Raw genomic sequence first — 16,196 nt, 5'->3', positions numbered from 1 at the left:
TTTCTTTTGATTAGGGATACTCAAAAGTCTATCACAAATGGCTTTTTTGTTTTTCTAACTTAATTTTACAAACCGGGAATTAAAATACCAATCTTTCAAGGAGGGATAAGGACAATGAAATTAACCTTCACCACAGAGGCCATTGAACGCCTGAAGAAGTACGTAGCTAAAGACAAGCAAATCCTGCTTGATTTTGAGGACGGGGTCGGCCCCTTCTCTGCCGTTGGTAGCTGCTCACTCGACGGTGGTTACCGGCTAATTTTTATTGACAAGGTGCTAAACCTGAAGGATTTCGACACTCAGATTGATTCAAATCTGGGACCGGTAAAGATAAAGGGGGAATCACGCGCGCAGTTTGATGACCAGATGACGATTCGCTTTAATCGGCACCTCTTTACTCTGCCGTTGGTTTCAGACAGGAGGACCCTGACAGAAAACGTTGAGGTGGTTGATTACAGTCGCGGTAACTTCCCGGAAAAGTCGCGTGGTCAGCATGACTGTTAAGTAGTGAAACAGAAATAGCTTGCTTTTCGCTGCGAAGCAAGTCTTTAGAAAGCATAAAAGGGACGCTAGTATTCGGAAAAATCCGAATGCTAGCGTCCCTTTGTTTACTGCGCTGTAGCTTTTTCAACTTGCATATCCGGCCGATTGTCAAGCTACTCAACTGCTTTGTAAGATTTGTCCCTTCTTCCGTAGTTAGAGAATGAACTTAAAGATAATTACGAGGATAATTGAAATCCCACACAAAGCGGTTGCTCCCCAGTAATGGCGGTTCCCGTTATCTGCTTGGATGGCGCGGTAGATAAAGACAATGGCCAAAATAATTGCTAAAAATAGGGCAACCATCATCGTACAAAACGCCAAGCTCCCGCTTAATGTATGATAAAGGTTGGCGTAAAAGATGACCGCACCAGCATACATAACAAAGGAATAAGCATAGTTCCCCTTTTTAAAATTCCGTGATAGGCCGTAACCAAATGCAAACACCAGGATTAGGCTGGTTAGACTATCGAGCATTATAATTCCTTCTTTTTTGCAATTTCCTTTTTATTATAAGACAAACCGGGCATTAAAGTACAATAGGACAGTAAAAAAGTTCAGTAATATAAGCTTGTAGAGTTAATTTTACTAAGAACTTATATAAAAATGAATGCGTTTACATAATTAGGGTTGATTATCTGGATGATAGTGTTATTATTTGAATTGTAGGAAATGCAAACGGTTACATAAAGCAATCATGGAATGAAAGGTGCTGTTATTGATGGAAAATAAACATTGGTGGAATAACTCGGTTGTTTACCAAATTTACCCGAAGAGTTTTCAGGATAGTAATGGTGATGGAGTTGGTGACCTCCGGGGAATCATTAACCGCTTAGACTACCTCAAGAAGCTTGGAGTTGACATTATCTGGTTGAACCCGATCTACAAGTCGCCCCAAGTTGATAACGGGTACGACATTAGTGACTACCAGGCAATCAACCCAACCTTAGGTAACATGGCTGATTTCCAGGAATTAATTAATGGTATCCACCACCGCGGAATGAAGTTGGTGATGGACCTGGTTGTCAACCACACCTCTGACCAGCACAAGTGGTTTGAAGAATCCAAGAAGAGCAAGGATAACCCGTATCGGGATTACTACATTTGGCGGGATGGTAAGAATGGTAAGGAACCCAATAATTGGGGTTCCTACTTCTCGGGACCGGCTTGGAAGTACGATCCGGAAACCGACCAGTACTACCTCCACCTCTTTGCTCCCCAGCAACCCGACTTGAACTGGGAAAATCCAAACGTTCGCCACAGTGTTTACGATATGATGAACTGGTGGGCTGCCAAGGGTGTTGATGGCTTCCGGATGGACGTTATCAACCTGATCTCCAAGCCAAAGGAACTCACTGATGGGCCACTGACGGGGGATGAAAAGTACGCCAACGTTGAAAAACTTGTACCTAATGGTCCGCGGATGCACGAGTTCCTGCAGGAGATGAACCGTAATGTCATGAGTAAGCATAAGATGATTACGGTCGGCGAAATGCCCGGGACCACACCGGAACAGGCTAAGGCATACGCTAACCTGGATAATAAGGAGCTTAACATGATCTTCCAGTTTGAACACATGGGGCTCGATGGCAATAGTAACCCGGCACTGGGGAAGTGGAACGATCAGAAGACGAAGCTGGTTGACCTGCGGGCTAACTTCACAAAGTGGCAGAAGGGCCTGATGGGGACCGCTTGGAACTCCCTTTACTGGAATAACCACGACCAGCCGCGGGTTGTCTCCCGCTTCGGTGATGACAGTAACGAAGAAAATCGTCTAAAGTCTGCCAAGATGCTGGCAACCATGCTGCATTTCCAGCAAGGAACCCCATATATTTACGAGGGTGAAGAGATTGGAATGACAAACGTCTACTTCGACAAGCTCGCAGATTACGTTGACCTTGAGTCGATTAACGCATACCACCAGCTCGTTGACGACCAGCACCTCCTTGATGGAAAAACGATGCTGAAGTATCTGGCAATGCATAGTCGGGACAACGCGCGGACACCAATGCAATGGGATGATAGCAAGAATGCGGGCTTCTCCACTGGAACGCCATGGGAAAAGGTCAACCCGAACTACCCGACCATCAACGTCGAAAAGGCGCTGGCGGACCAAAACTCAATCTTCTATTACTACCAGAAGTTGATTAAACTCCGTCATGAGCTTCCGGTAATTACTAACGGTGATTTTCAATTGGTCGCTGGCAACGAGGATGATCCAGCTGTATTTGCCTACCGCCGGCAAAATGCTGATACCACCCTGCTCGTCATTACCAACTACACCGACCAAACACTGCAACGCCACTACGACGTTCCGGACGGTGCCAAACTTTTAATTACTAACTATGCTGATGATGCGGGCGAGACGATTCGTCCTTATGAAGCAAAGGTTTACCAATACTAAGTTGGGAGATAGTTATTATGGATAAAAAGACTAACGAAGATAATCGAATTGATCTTGATGCGGGGATGCCGTCATTATCCAAGAGCCAAATTTTCTCAATTACATTTGCCTTCTTTGGAATTAACATGGCTTTCTCACTGCAAAGCTCACAAATGAGCCGGATTTGTCAGACGATTGGTGCTAACCCAAACAGCCTCGGCTTCTTCTTCATCTTCCCACCGTTAATGGGAATGATTGTTCAGCCGATCTTGGGTCAACTGTCTGACCGGACCTGGAACCGCTTCGGTCGGCGGTTACCATACCTCCTCTTTGGGACCCCAATTGCGGCCTTAGTCTTGATCATGCTACCGTTTTCCGGGTCGTTTGGCTTCGGGTATGGTTCGCTGGCCGCAATGACCTACGCCGCCGTTGCTATCTGTTTCATGGACCTGTTCTCCAACGTCTGCATGCAGCCATTACGGATGCTGGTTGGTGACATGGTTAACAACAAGCAAAAGAACGCCGCTTGGTCATGGCAACAGGTCTTCTCTAATGGTGGGGCAATTCTCGCCACGATCCTGCCGTTCCTGTTCACCGCGTTTGGGATGTCCAACACGGCTAAGCGGGGAGTTGTTCCGCACACTGTTATTTGGGCTTACCTCTGTGCCGCTGCTGTCCTGCTGATTACGGGACTGTGGACCGTCTTCAACGTTAAGGAATACGATCCGAAGACTTATGCCAATTACCACCACATCGACGTCAATGAGGCGCACGAGAAGGTCAGTCTCTGGAAGCTCGTTAAGCAGGCACCCCGGTCCTTCTGGGAAATCAACCTGGTCCAATTATTCTCTTGGTTTGCAATTATGTATGTTTGGACTTACACGACCGGGACGGTTGCCAAGAATATCTGGCACACCACTGACGTCAGCTCTGCCGGCTACCAGGCCGCTGGTAACTGGTATGGGATCTTAACCGCCGTTTACAGTATCGCTGGTATTATTTGGGGCCTGCTCTACGCCAAAGCCAAGGCTAACTCCCGGAAGAAATGGTATGTTTTGGGGATGGTCCTCGGTGCTATCGGTCTCGGCAGCATGGCGTTTATCACTTCCAAGACTCTCTCAATCATCGCAATGATTCTCTTTGGAATTGCTAACTTTAGTATTAACACGATTCCATTTACCCTACTGACTTCCTCATTAAACGGGAAGAACGAAGGAGCCTACCTTGGCCTGTTTAATGTCGGAATCTGTGTTCCCCAGATCCTGGCCTCCCTATGCAGCTTCATCATTTTCCCACTCGTGGGGCACAACCAAACAATGATGATGCTGATCGCTGGATTATCACTTCTGGTCGGGGCCCTCGTTGTTCCAAGAATTCATGAAGGGGTCACGGTACAAAAGGCTAGTGAAGAAGCTAAGTAAACGGATTTATAAATTTAATCAATAGAAAAGGATGCTTAACCGTTGAAATGACGGGATGGCATCCTTTTTATATTATACAAATTTATTGATAATAGACAAAAATTACTTTTAAGTCGATAACATGAATGTTGATATTTATTTCATATAAGCTAATTTAAATATTGCCTTTTTGATGTTCTATGGGCCCTATTAATGGTCATAAGGCGCTATTTGACAGTGTTTATTACCAACCCCTATCTTGACTATCACCCGCAATGGAAGTATAGTTTTCATGATGATTTATGGTTGCATTTTCAATGGCAAATAAGTGGAATTAGGTGCCAATGTAAACATGAATGTTATGGGAGAAGGTAAGTTCTATGTCAAAGAATAATCAAAATGAGTATATGAAGCGAATGGAGCCCCAACGGCAGCGGTTTGCGCTCCGCAAACTGACTGTCGGCGTGGCTTCTGTTTTATTGGGGGTTACGTTTTTTGTGGGCGGTGCCCAGGCAGATGCTGATACCCCGACTACACCGGCAACGACGGGTGAAACGACGGCTACTCCTGCGGCAGCGCCGACGGTCAGCAAGTAATGGCTCGTAATGACAATGTTCAAGTGACGGTCAATTACCAGAATGATCGTTTACCAGCTGGTCAACCAATCACGATTTCTTACAGTAATCCGAGTCAGTGGACAGTTGTTGACTGGGAAACCGGCGTTAGCAAGCAGCTGAGCAATGACCTGACTGCTACAAACAATGGCAATGGGACCTTTACGGTTAAGTCGAACGTGGGTAAAGATTTGGACATCAACTTTGACTTGCACTTTGCCCTGCAATACGCCGATGATGTAAAGAATAATACGCCTACGCCACTGGTCATCACAACAAAGCGGGGGAGCACCACCGTTAACACAACGACGGTCAAGCCGATTATTATCCCTTATAAGGACAATGTTGTCGCCGACGAAATTGCCCATGGTTGGGCAGCCAAGGATGTTCATAAAGTAAAGACGAACTTTGATAATACCCATGATATTCTTAGCGGTACAAAGGCAACGACAGGCAAGGAAGCTGACAACCGCGAAGTAATGCAGTACATGATTGAATGGAACTACGGGAAGGCGGGTAACACCAAAGGTACGACCCTCAGCCCCCTGCAGACCGCAGACTTTACGGCTTACCTGTCAAAGGGCCAGACGATGCTGCCGGATACCATTAAGGTCTTCCGGGTCTACCAGCCAAATGCCGTCGACGGGAACGGTCAGCGGGTAAGCATCTATAAATCGTATAGTAAGATTACTGACTGCGTAAACGGTGTCTTTGTTAACGAAGACCCGGCATTTGAACAGTTCCTGAAAGACCACTTGACAGTGACCGTTAACAATTCGACAACGCAGCTTTCCTGGCGTGATTATCAGGCGGCCCTGCAGAAGGCAAAGCATGACGGAACCGAACCGCCGCTGGTTAACGGTATTCATCTGAACGAAAGTAACATGGCCCACGTTAAACTTTCAACGGACGCTAATGGGCAGTCACACAATTTCTCAGTAAATGTCGGTAACAATGAGGACAGTACAGTTAAGAGTCCCCATTCAACATTCTTTATTCAGTTCGATATCCTGTTGGACTACAACATGCCGGTTTCATGGACAAAACCGGGTGATGGCCCTTCAATTTCCTACAACCGGGCATCAGGAAAGTTTGATGGTATTGGAACTCAGATCAACAAGTCAACTTCGAAAGTCTTCCAGGGTGGTGGTAATGGCTTTACCCACCAAATCGCTTACGAGGCAACCCTTCACTTTGCAGATATTACCAATACGGGTGATGTTGCATCACTTGACACGAGGCACGGGGTCGGTGTTTTGAACGGTCACGATGAAGAAAATGCCTCTGGAAGTACAGACATTACTTTTGACGGCCAGTCGGATGCAATTAAGAAACTTGAAGAAGATGGTTACCAGCTGGTTGGTGCATCCAAGGGAACCTTAACCAGTGGTAAGTATAATGGTTCTAACCTTTATGATAGCACGGGTACAATAAGTTACGGTACATACGGACAGGGGACTAAGAAGGCTAGTGACCCTTATACCTATGTGACAAGCTTTACCCTCCAGTTTGTCCGTACGGCAGCGCTACAGCATGTCTCCAAGACAGCCACGCGGACGGTTTATTACAAAAAAGCTGACGCTAATCAACCCGACCCGGCCAAGCTGGTTGATCTTGCTAAGAAAGTCGATCAGTCCGTTAGTTTCAGTGGTAGTCAATACCAGGACGCTCAGGGTAAGCCTGTTGCAGTTGTAACCCTAGAGAAATTCAAGAACGACAACAAGTTACATGTTAATAAGGGGGATGACAAGGTTTACGTTATCAACCCCGCAGCGGAGCCAGAAAAAGTTACGTGGCAGCCAAAAGCCGGTGAAAACTCCACATTGAGTAAGTCAACCGTCTCTTTTAATGACGAAAACCGACAGACTATTAAGGACAAGGATGGTAACATCTGGTATATTACGCCGGCAACTCAGAAGCTGGGTATTGAGGAAGTTGTTCCTTCTACTAAGGCGGATAAGGATCATACTGATGTTTACCTGATCTATGACCGTGGCCAGCGGGCCCTGCTTCGGTACCATGATGATGATGCTCAAGCATTTTTGGATAAACTTGCACAGCCAATCAACGCCGCCGGTCAAACCGGGGATGCAATTGCCTTTAGCAATGACCAGCAGGAATTGAACGACTTGCTTAATAAGCATTACATCTATGTTGGCATTTCCAGGACGAATGAAAAGCATCCGGTGGACGGAGCCAAACTAGGACAATACAAGTTTGGCAATTTTGATAACATTGAAGATCAACAGGCAGCACCTTCCCAGATTTTTGTTGTCCATGTTAAGCATGCTAAAAAAGTGGTAACGAACCTTAGCAGTGAGCAGCGAGTCATTAAGTATTTCGATGCCCAAACCAACGAAGAATTAAATAAAAAGACAAAGCTTGCTGACGAGGTTGTTCAGCCAGTATCCTGGAAGCAAACCGCAATTGTGGACCAAGTAATGAATAATAAGGTAGTGGGCTATAACCTTACTGGTAAAAAAGACGCTAATAACAACTTGCTTGTAGAAACCAAGGATCCAGCAAAGTCGTGGGTTGTGACGTCTAAAGCTAGTGACTATTCGGCAGTTAAGTCCCCATACCTCACCTTCCTGGGTTATGAGAAATTGCCATCATTTAGCCGGAAGAGCAATCAGCAGGATGCTGCGGTAGTCGAGAAGAAGGCTGCTCAGCCGAATGTCCCTGGTGGAGAAGTTGACGTTTATTACTTCCACGCTCATGCGCCACAGAGCCGGACAGTAAAGGTTAACGAGGTTATTCACTATCGGTACAAGGATACTGGTAAGACTGCAGCTCCGGACTTTGTAGCCAAGCCACTTTCGTTTACCCAAACCGGTTACAAGGACATGGTTACCAATGTTGTTGTCTGGAACGGTCAGTGGACACCTGCTCAAGAGTTTAAAGCGGTAACCAGTCCGGAGATTAGGGACTACACACCTGATAAGTCAGTCATTCAAGCTCAACGCGTTGAGCATAACTCACCCGACCTCGAATTCTTAGTCCTATATTCCAAGAAGGCCCAACCGACGCAGCCGACTAGACCAACAGTACCGACACAGCCAACAAAGCCAACGGTACCGACGCAGCCGACAAAGCCAACAGTACCGACGCAACCGACACAGCCAACAAAGCCAACGGTACCGACGCAACCGACAAAGCCAACAGTACCGACGCAACCGACAAAGCCAACAGTGCCGACTCAGCCGACAAAGCCAACAGTACCAACGCAGCCAACAAAGCCGACGGTACCGACGCAACCGACAAAGCCAACAGTGCCGACGCAGCCGACAAAGCCAACAGTACCAACGCAGCCAACAAAGCCGACGGTACCGACTCAGCCGACAAAGCCGACAGTGCCAACGCAACCAACACGGCCGACAGTACCGACTGCGCCAACAAGTCCAACCCAACCGACGCGACCTACCCAACCAACCAATCCAGTACAACCAACTCAGTTGACGGCACCAACTGAACCGCAGACGCCTAAGCAACCTAACCGCCAGTTACCACAAACTGGTCGTAAAGGGAACATGGGCATCGTTGCTGGTGCTCTTGCCGCAATGTTTGCGGGTAGCCTTGGACTTGGATTTAAGAAGCGTAGAAATTAAGCTTAAATTTCACTAAATTAATATAATTAGGTGACAAAAAGACCCAGCCTTCAAACCAATGAAGACTGGGTCCTTTTGTTTGTGTTAAATATTCTTGACACTTGATCGCTCATGGATTGACGTTGGGATGAAAAGTGAGGGTTTGTTATTAAGAAGGTTAACGACACTCTTAACACCCATCTGGTAGAAGTCTTGGGTGACACTGGTGAGGGTTGGATTGGTGATTTCACAGATCATGGAACCGTCAATGCAGATAATGGACAACTGGTCGGGGAGGTGGATGTGGTGCTTGGTAGCGGCCTTGATCAGCCCGGCGGCCGTCAGGTCACTACCGGCAATTACTGCGGTTAACCCGTGTCCCTCAATCTTTTCGAAAAGTTCCTGGCCGTTTTGGTAACCATAGTCACCGTAGCAAATCCAGTGGGGGTTAATCGTCAGTTGGGCGGCCGTCATTGCCCGCTGATAACCAAAGAGCCGCTGCTGCCCGGTAGATGAATGGTCAATTCCCACAATCCCAATCTTTTGGTGCCCATGGGCAATTAAATAGTTGGTTGCCTTCTCGCCAATCGCAACGTTATCTGAACTGATAAAGCGTTGTTCCGGATGCTGCTGGTCATAAATTGAGATTAAGCGGTAGGGCATGCGGGCCTTATCAAGGATCTTTAGCTGGGCGGGTTCAATCTTACCGGAAATAAGGAGAATCCCGGTTGCCTGGTGCTCCAAGGCCTCGTTAACCGTCTCAGTCAGACGGGCAGAGTCATTATTCCCCGCGGAAAAGATGATCACCTTGTGGTTTAACTCGTGGGCTCGTTGGAGGATACCGTTAACGATGTCTTTCCAAAAGTTAGTTTGGTGGTAGTTAATGATTACTGCAATCGTGTTTGTAATGTGGGAAGCCAATTGTGAAGCAGCCACATTCTTGTGGTAGCCCATTTCCTGGGCAATTTGGCGAATCTTTTTAGCAGTAGACGGTTTTAGGACAGCATCCTTATTGGAAAGTGCCCGCGAGACTGTTGCTGTGGAAACACCAGCAGCCTTCGCAATGTTTTTAATAGTTGGTTTCAATATTTTATCTCCTCCCACTAGTTATCTTACCCATATTATATTAAATAATTGCAATATACGCAAACGCTTACATTCTATTGATAATGTATTTGTAAACGTTTGCAAAAAGTGGTAAAGTAAGAAATGTAAAGAAATTGCATTTAATAAAAAATCCGGAAGGGGCAAGAAAGAAAATGACTAATCGCTTAACTGGCTACCAGAGTAGTGAACCAAAAGTAACGCTGAACTATGAAGATGGCCATAATTTGGTTTTAGACATCCTAACTAGTCAAATTATTCGCGTATTTATGGACCGGAACTGCACGACTAATTCTTATGCAATCCAGGGTGATAAACACCACAAAATAAACTACACGGTTGATAATAAGGGGGACCACATCGAAGTGCGCACCCCGGATCTGACCGTTAAAGCTTATGACAGCCGTCACATCGATTTCTTTGACGGCGAGGGTAATCCATTAGTAATGGACTACCGGGGTCGCCGGCAGGCCTTGGCAAACGACCTGGACGACGAGCACAAGTCTACGGTCCTGGCTGAAGGCCACGATATTAACCTCTTAGGGAAGAGTGATGACCGGCACTACGAGATCATTAAGTCCCTGAGTCCGGATGAACAGTTCTACGGCCTAGGTGACAAGCCTGGTTTCCTGGATAAACGGGGTTATGACTACGACAACTGGAACGTTGATTTTGGTCAGGTTCATAACGAATCGGTTAAGGGAATCTACAAGTCAATCCCAGTGATGTACGGTCTCAAAGACGGTCACCCGTATGGCCTCTTCTTTGACAATACCTACAAGAGTCACTTCGACCTCGGTAAGGAAAGCGAGAACTATTACTATTATTCTGCAGCTGACGGGAATATCGACTACTACGTCTTAGGTGGTCACACTCTGAAGGACGTTGTTGCTAACTATACTTACCTGACAGGGGTTACCCCGCTGCCACAGAAGTGGGTCCTCGGTTACCAGCAGTCACGGTGGGGTTACAGTACTAGTGACAAACGGGTAGAGAGCATTGCTGATGGCTTTGCAAAGTACCACCTGCCAATCGATGTTATTCACCTGGATATTGACTACATGCGTGGTTACCGTGACTTTACCTGGGATACGACGAAGTATCAGGATCCCAAGAAATTTGTTGCTGAGATGAAGAAGCGGGGAATTCGCCTAATGCCAATTCTTGATGCCGGAGTCAAAAAGGATGAAGATGGCTACGACATTTATCAAGAAGGGGTCAAAAAGGGCTACTTTGTGGAAAACCCTGACGGAACCGTTTTTGTCGGCCGGGTATGGCCTGGTGACGCGGTCTTCCCAGACTTTGGTCGTCCAGAAGTCCGCAAGTGGTGGGCAAAGCACATCAAGTTCTTTGCGGACATGGGGGCCTGTGGGGTCTGGAACGATATGGATGAACCAGCCTCCTTTGATGGCGAACTGCCAAAGGACCTGGTCTTCAGTGACGGTGATCAAAAGAGCACCCATGCCAAGATGCACAACGTCTTTGGGCACTTGCAGGCACAGGCAGCTTATGAAGGAATGAAGGATGCAACTGGTAAACGGCCATACATCATCACCCGGGCGGCCTTTGCTGGTACCCAGAAGTACTCCACCGTTTGGACGGGTGATAACCAGTCAATCTGGTCCCACCTTCAGTTGGCAATCCCCCAGCTGAATAGCTTAGGAATGAGTGGCTTTGCAATTGCCGGGACCGATATTGGTGGTTTCCAGAAGGACACCACGCCGGAATTGCTTACCCGGTGGCTCGAAGCCTCATTGTTTGTTCCGCTCTTCAGAAACCATGCTGAGATGGGGACCCGCTACCAGGAGCCATGGGCATTTGACCGGCAAACCCTTGATATCTACCGTGACTACCTGAACCTCCGTTACCGCTTTGTTCCGTACCTCTATGACCAACTGCGTCACGAGACAGAGTCCGGCTTACCAGTAATGCGGCCCCTGGTGCTTAACTACGACCAGGACCCTGCTGTTCGTCAGCTGAATGATGAATACATGGTGGGGACTAACATCCTGGTTGCCCCAATCGTAAACCAGGGAGCTGACAAGCGCCTAGTCTACCTACCGGCAGGGAAGTGGCTCGACTTCTGGAACAACGCTGAATACTCAGGTAAGCAGACAATTATGGTTAATGCCCCAATCGAGAAGCTGCCACTCTTCATTAAGAAGGATACGATTTTACCATGGGGTAATAAGGTCAAGCACATTAGCGACCAGCCGGAGAAGGTAATGACCTTCCGCCTCTTTGGTGATTGCGGTGCCTATAAACATTACCAAGATAACGGTCTTGATTTCAAGTACCAAGAAGGCGAGTACAACGAATACTACGTAGAAGTCGCTGCTGACGGCCAGGTTACCGTACAGCTTCATAAGCATGGTTACCAACCAACCTATGACCGGATTTACGTAGAAACAGACCGCGGTCGCTTTGAATTTGACTACGATAGCAAGGAAGAAAGTTACCACTTAGCAAAGTAAAAATTTAATTTTACGGTAAGCATCCGCTTGTGTCACCTGGTTCTGACGTGAGCGGATTGCTTTGTTTTTAGGTAGTAAATGGCTAAAATATAGAAAATTAGTAAAATTCTCAATGACATAATTGGGAGTATGAGAAAAGGGTGGTTGATATGAGTTTAGATACGGCAATTTTTGCGGGTGGCTGTTTTTGGTGTATGGTTCAGCCGTTTGACACTTATCCGGGAATCAAGAAGGTTGTTTCCGGTTACACCGGTGGGCACGTCGCCAACCCGACCTATGAACAGGTTTCCAGCGGGACGACGGGGCATACTGAAGCGGTTAAAATTACCTTTGATTCGGATGTTATCTCCTATGACCAACTGGTCACGATTTACTGGCACCAGACGGATCCCACGGATGCAATGGGGCAGTTCCAAGACCGGGGAGATAACTACCGTCCCGTTATCTTCGTCAATAGCCCTGAGCAACGGCGGATTGCGGAAAAGTCGAAGCAGGCACTGCAGGAAAGCAGTGAGTTTGGGGATGCTAAGATTGTAACCCAAATTGAGGATGCAAAGCCCTTTTACCCAGCTGAGGACTACCACCAGCATTTCTACAAGAAGAATCCGCAACGTTATGCTTTGGAAGAGGCAGGTGGTCGGGCCCAGTTTAAGCAGGAACACTGGAAAGACTAAGTGCATTTAAGTGGCCAGTATGCCATAATAGAGGAAAAAGCGGACGGAGGAAGAATCATGCGAAAACCATTTATTGCCGCCAATTGGAAAATGCATAAGAACATTGCGGAGTCGGTTGACTTTGTAAACCAGATTAAGGACAAACTTCCCGACCCGGCAAAGGTGGAAGTCGGAATTGCTCCGCAAGCATTTGCCCTCTACAGTATGGTCCAGGCAGCTGGTAATTCGGGCTTGAAGATCATTGCCCAAAACGCAGCGGCAGAATACAATGGCCCCTTTACGGGTGAAATCAGTCTACGGGGGCTTCGTGATTTAGGGACTAGTTACGCAATGCTGGGTCATATTGAGCGGCGGCGCCTCTTTGGTGAAAATAACGCTGCTGTCCACAAGAAGGTCAATGCAGCCCTCCAGATGGGGGTCACCCCGATTATCTGTACCGATGAAACGATGGTTCAAAAAGAAGTCAATGGTGAAATCCACTACGTCTTCCAACAACTTATGAGTGTCCTCCACGGGGTTTCTTTAGACCAGATCCGCAACGTCGTTATTTCTTATGAGCCGAGCTGGGCGGTTGGTGTTGGTCAGCACGCTAACGTGGCCCTGGCGGAGGAAGGGTGCCGGACAATCCGGCGGACGATTGCCGATAACTATACCTACGAAATTGCCGACAAGATTCGGATCCTGTACGGGGGAAGCGTGAACCCTGATAATATAAAGGACCTAATGGCCAAACCGGATATCGATGGGGTCCTGATTGGTCGGGCAAGTTTAGACGTTGATAATTTTCTGAAGATGGTTAACTACCTTGATGATGGAAAGGCAAACCAGCAAGCAGGTAAGTAATTCGTAAAAAAGCAAGAGGCTGAGGAAAAGCTATATTTTCCCAGCCTCTTGCTTTTTGCTTGTACTTATTTATTAATCTTTTCCGCATAGTTACGGGCGTTGCGAAGTTCGTAAATCACCCAGGTTTCAATTAGGGTAATAACGCAGATCAATAGGAAGGTGAAACGTTCTGGAAGGATGAACATCAAGATAAGAAGAATCCATGAACCCCAGCTCCACATGTTTTCGACCTTGATAATCCAGGCGACCCTTTTGGTCGGTACAGCCCGCCCCGACCGGAGAAAGATCGTTCGTACCTGGGCGTAATAGCGTACCTCAAAGACACTTTCAATGATAAAAATGGTGGTTAGGGTAAAGAGAAAAGCTGTTTCCATATATTATTGACTCCAGACAGTTTAGAGATAATAGTTAAATTCTACCGTTTTTTCCTCGCTTAATCAAACAAATTAGATATTATTTACTTTAACTAAAATCAATAACAACAAATTAAATATCGAAAACAGTAAAGAAAAACCACCAGCCCAGGGCCAAAAGTAGTCCCGCAGTAACATCCGTAGGAAAGTGGGCGCGTAAGTAAACCCGCGAAAGCATCACGAGGGTAATTACCGAAATAACAGCAATCACTAGCAGGTAACGTTGCCACCGCTTCTTAAGCACCGGCCAAAATAAGGATAAAATGGTCAGCATAAAAATCGATATTGCAAAGGTGTGTCCACTAGGGAAACTATACCCGCCCACGTTAACAAGACGATGGATTGGGCGGACGCGAAGGACACTGTATTTAATGCCGATAACTAAGAGGTAACCAACATACTGGATAGCACCTACCCAGAGGGCCTGTCGAAAGCGCCGCTTGTAAACTAGTAGGAGGACAAGAAAGAGGGTGAGGATGTCAATTACAAACGGGTCCCCGCAAGTTGTAATAATGCTCAGCAGACCTGTTTTCCATGGTCGAACCGGCTGGGTAATCGCATAACCGATACGGTCGAACTCACGAACCCATCCTTGTCCAGTGACGACGCCAACCAGTATTCCAGCAAACACTAACCAACAAGCCAGCCCAGCAAATAATTTCTTTTTAGTGTGAATAGTCATAAAAAAGCAATCACCTGATATCCATAAATTTTCCTTATTGATTTGGCAAAAGGGTAAGCCGTGATATAATGACAGACGTTTATAAAAAAGGCGGTGAACCCATGAACGATAAATCAAATAACTTTGCAATGACAGTTGCAACCCTAGTTTTGGGAACCGTAGTGGGCTGTAGTTCTCTATTGTTAAGTCTCCTCTTAGACTACACGGAGGAGTTTTTCCTCGACTTTAAGGAAACTAACCTGGTGCCGGTAAACGTGTTTGTTAGTGGCCACCACCGGCTCATCTCTGTTCTGATTGGTGGGGTTATTGCTGCCGTTATCTGGTATCTTTTGCAGCGCAAATATCATCCCGTAAGTATTGGAAAGGCCATAACCGGGAAAACAATGCCACTTGGTAAGACCTTGATTCACGTTTGCACCCAGATCTTCTTTGTCGGTACGGGAAATTCAATTGGTCGTGAATTGGCGCCACGGGAAGCCGGTGCCGCAATTGCCCAGAAATGGACGCGGCTTGCAAACGGTCGACTGCGATTAAGCAATGATGACCAGAAATTGTTGATTGCTGCCGCGGCCGGTGCCGGGTTTGCGGGTGTTTATATTGCACCATTGACCGGGGCAGTTTTCTGCATTGAGTTGCTTTACAAGAAGGTGAATGCCCGTGTGGTTGCAGTTAGCCTCACCATGTCAGTAATTGCAACCTTGATTGGTTCAATCGTCAAGGGGTATGCACCATATTACCTCGTTGGTTCTCGTAATTTTGGCCTCGGGACAGTTCCCCTGGCGGTCATTCTGGGAATAGTTGGTGGCCTTTTGGGGACCGCTTTTAAGCAGGGTGTCAAGCTCGCTAAAGAGAAGCGGGCGACAAAAAAGAATATTCTCGTCCAATTACCGATTTTATCACTTATTACCGGTAGCGTGGCGAGCTTTTATCCACAAATAATGGGGAATGGCCGCGGCCTGGCCCAGCTTGCTATTAACACTGGGACGGTCAACCAACGTGTCCTTTTGCTTTTGTTATTCGGCCTTTTAGCGAAGGTAGCAATTACCATTGGGACAATTAAGTGTGGTGGTTATGGTGGCATCCTAACGCCGTCAATTGCCGCTGGTGCTGTTTTAGGCGTATTTGTCAGCGTTGGCTACATGATGGTTATCCCAGCAGTAACTCTCGCGCAGGCAGCCGTATTGGGGGCGGCCCTCTTTCTTGCCGCTTCCCAGCAGGCGCCACTGATGGCAATGTTTATGCTATTTGAGGTCTGCCACCTCAATTACACGGCTCTCCTGCCACTGGCAGTTGGGGTCGCGGTGTCCATTACAATCAGTAAATTATTACAAAAGGCCAATTAATGTTGTGAAAAGATGACAAAGTTGGTATGATAAGAGGTGTTAGAGTGATTGCCTACCATGCGAAAGAGACCTTCTTTTTAGGTCTCTTTTTTATCTTTAAACACCATTTTCACGGTATAATAAAGGTGGAGATGGGGTG

The 16,196-nt window shown here is 46.9% G+C and carries 13 protein-coding genes; 9 read left to right on the top strand and 4 right to left on the bottom strand.

Going from position 1 to position 16,196, the window contains the following annotated elements; translation table 11 throughout:
* Positions 1 to 114 precede the first annotated feature (114 nt).
* Positions 115 to 504: an iron-sulfur cluster biosynthesis family protein gene (locus tag QOS01_RS05260; protein WP_283621406.1), complete on the top strand. Its 390-nt coding sequence runs from the start codon at positions 115 to 117 to the stop codon at positions 502 to 504.
* Between the two features lie 192 nt (positions 505 to 696).
* On the opposite strand, the gene QOS01_RS05255 is transcribed toward QOS01_RS05260, so the two are convergent.
* On the bottom strand, positions 697 to 1,017 hold the full coding sequence (locus QOS01_RS05255) for a hypothetical protein (RefSeq protein ID WP_283621405.1): 321 nt from the start codon (positions 1,015 to 1,017) through the stop codon (positions 697 to 699).
* Between the two features lie 244 nt (positions 1,018 to 1,261).
* Between QOS01_RS05255 and QOS01_RS05250 the strand changes: the two genes are divergently transcribed.
* The 4 genes from QOS01_RS05250 to QOS01_RS05235 all read left to right on the top strand — a co-directional run bounded on the left by QOS01_RS05250 (position 1,262) and on the right by QOS01_RS05235 (position 8,545).
* Entirely contained in the window at positions 1,262 to 2,944 is a 1,683-nt protein-coding gene (locus QOS01_RS05250; RefSeq protein WP_283621404.1) for an alpha-glucosidase, read from the top strand.
* A 17-nt stretch (positions 2,945 to 2,961) separates the two neighbouring features.
* Positions 2,962 to 4,344: an SLC45 family MFS transporter gene (locus QOS01_RS05245; RefSeq protein WP_283621403.1), complete on the top strand. Its 1,383-nt coding sequence runs from the start codon at positions 2,962 to 2,964 to the stop codon at positions 4,342 to 4,344.
* A gap of 359 nt (positions 4,345 to 4,703) precedes the next feature.
* Positions 4,704 to 4,919, top strand: coding sequence for a YSIRK-type signal peptide-containing protein (locus QOS01_RS05240; protein WP_283621402.1), 216 nt, complete (start codon positions 4,704 to 4,706; stop codon positions 4,917 to 4,919).
* Positions 4,919 to 8,545 carry a mucin-binding protein gene (locus QOS01_RS05235; protein WP_283621401.1) on the top strand — a complete coding sequence of 1,209 codons (3,627 nt, stop codon included), beginning with the start codon at positions 4,919 to 4,921 and terminating at the stop codon, positions 8,543 to 8,545. Before QOS01_RS05240 ends, QOS01_RS05235 begins: the two co-directional genes overlap by 1 nt.
* An 84-nt stretch (positions 8,546 to 8,629) precedes the next feature.
* Here QOS01_RS05235 and QOS01_RS05230 read toward each other — a convergent pair whose 3' ends face one another.
* Positions 8,630 to 9,610 carry a LacI family DNA-binding transcriptional regulator gene (locus tag QOS01_RS05230; protein WP_283621400.1) on the bottom strand — a complete coding sequence of 327 codons (981 nt, stop codon included), beginning with the start codon at positions 9,608 to 9,610 and terminating at the stop codon, positions 8,630 to 8,632.
* 173 nt (positions 9,611 to 9,783) lie between these two features.
* Here QOS01_RS05230 and QOS01_RS05225 point away from each other — a divergent pair, with 173 nt between their 5' ends.
* From QOS01_RS05225 to tpiA, 3 genes are all read left to right on the top strand, one after another.
* Positions 9,784 to 12,102: a glycoside hydrolase family 31 protein gene (locus QOS01_RS05225; protein WP_283621399.1), complete on the top strand. Its 2,319-nt coding sequence runs from the start codon at positions 9,784 to 9,786 to the stop codon at positions 12,100 to 12,102.
* A gap of 149 nt (positions 12,103 to 12,251) precedes the next feature.
* Positions 12,252 to 12,776: a peptide-methionine (S)-S-oxide reductase MsrA gene (gene msrA / locus QOS01_RS05220; protein ID WP_283621398.1), complete on the top strand. Its 525-nt coding sequence runs from the start codon at positions 12,252 to 12,254 to the stop codon at positions 12,774 to 12,776.
* Positions 12,777 to 12,833: 57 nt separating this feature from the next.
* Positions 12,834 to 13,619 carry a triose-phosphate isomerase gene (tpiA, locus tag QOS01_RS05215; protein ID WP_283621397.1) on the top strand — a complete coding sequence of 262 codons (786 nt, stop codon included), beginning with the start codon at positions 12,834 to 12,836 and terminating at the stop codon, positions 13,617 to 13,619.
* A 65-nt stretch (positions 13,620 to 13,684) separates the two neighbouring features.
* On the opposite strand, the gene QOS01_RS05210 is transcribed toward tpiA, so the two are convergent.
* Together QOS01_RS05210 and QOS01_RS05205 are read right to left on the bottom strand one after the other, a co-directional pair.
* Positions 13,685 to 13,993: a hypothetical protein gene (locus tag QOS01_RS05210; RefSeq protein WP_283621396.1), complete on the bottom strand. Its 309-nt coding sequence runs from the start codon at positions 13,991 to 13,993 to the stop codon at positions 13,685 to 13,687.
* A gap of 112 nt (positions 13,994 to 14,105) precedes the next feature.
* The gene (locus QOS01_RS05205; RefSeq protein ID WP_283621395.1) at positions 14,106 to 14,714 is read right to left on the bottom strand and encodes a phosphatase PAP2 family protein; all 609 of its coding nucleotides are present in this window, start codon (positions 14,712 to 14,714) and stop codon (positions 14,106 to 14,108) included.
* A 101-nt stretch (positions 14,715 to 14,815) separates the two neighbouring features.
* Between QOS01_RS05205 and QOS01_RS05200 the strand changes: the two genes are divergently transcribed.
* Entirely contained in the window at positions 14,816 to 16,057 is a 1,242-nt protein-coding gene (locus QOS01_RS05200) for a chloride channel protein (RefSeq protein WP_283621394.1), read from the top strand.
* Positions 16,058 to 16,196 lie beyond the last annotated feature (139 nt).

The organism is Limosilactobacillus avium (genome assembly GCF_947381485.1).
Classification (GTDB): domain Bacteria; phylum Bacillota; class Bacilli; order Lactobacillales; family Lactobacillaceae; genus Limosilactobacillus; species Limosilactobacillus avium.
Note: the sequence above shows the minus strand (reverse complement) of the source record. Positions and strands in the feature narration are given on the sequence as shown.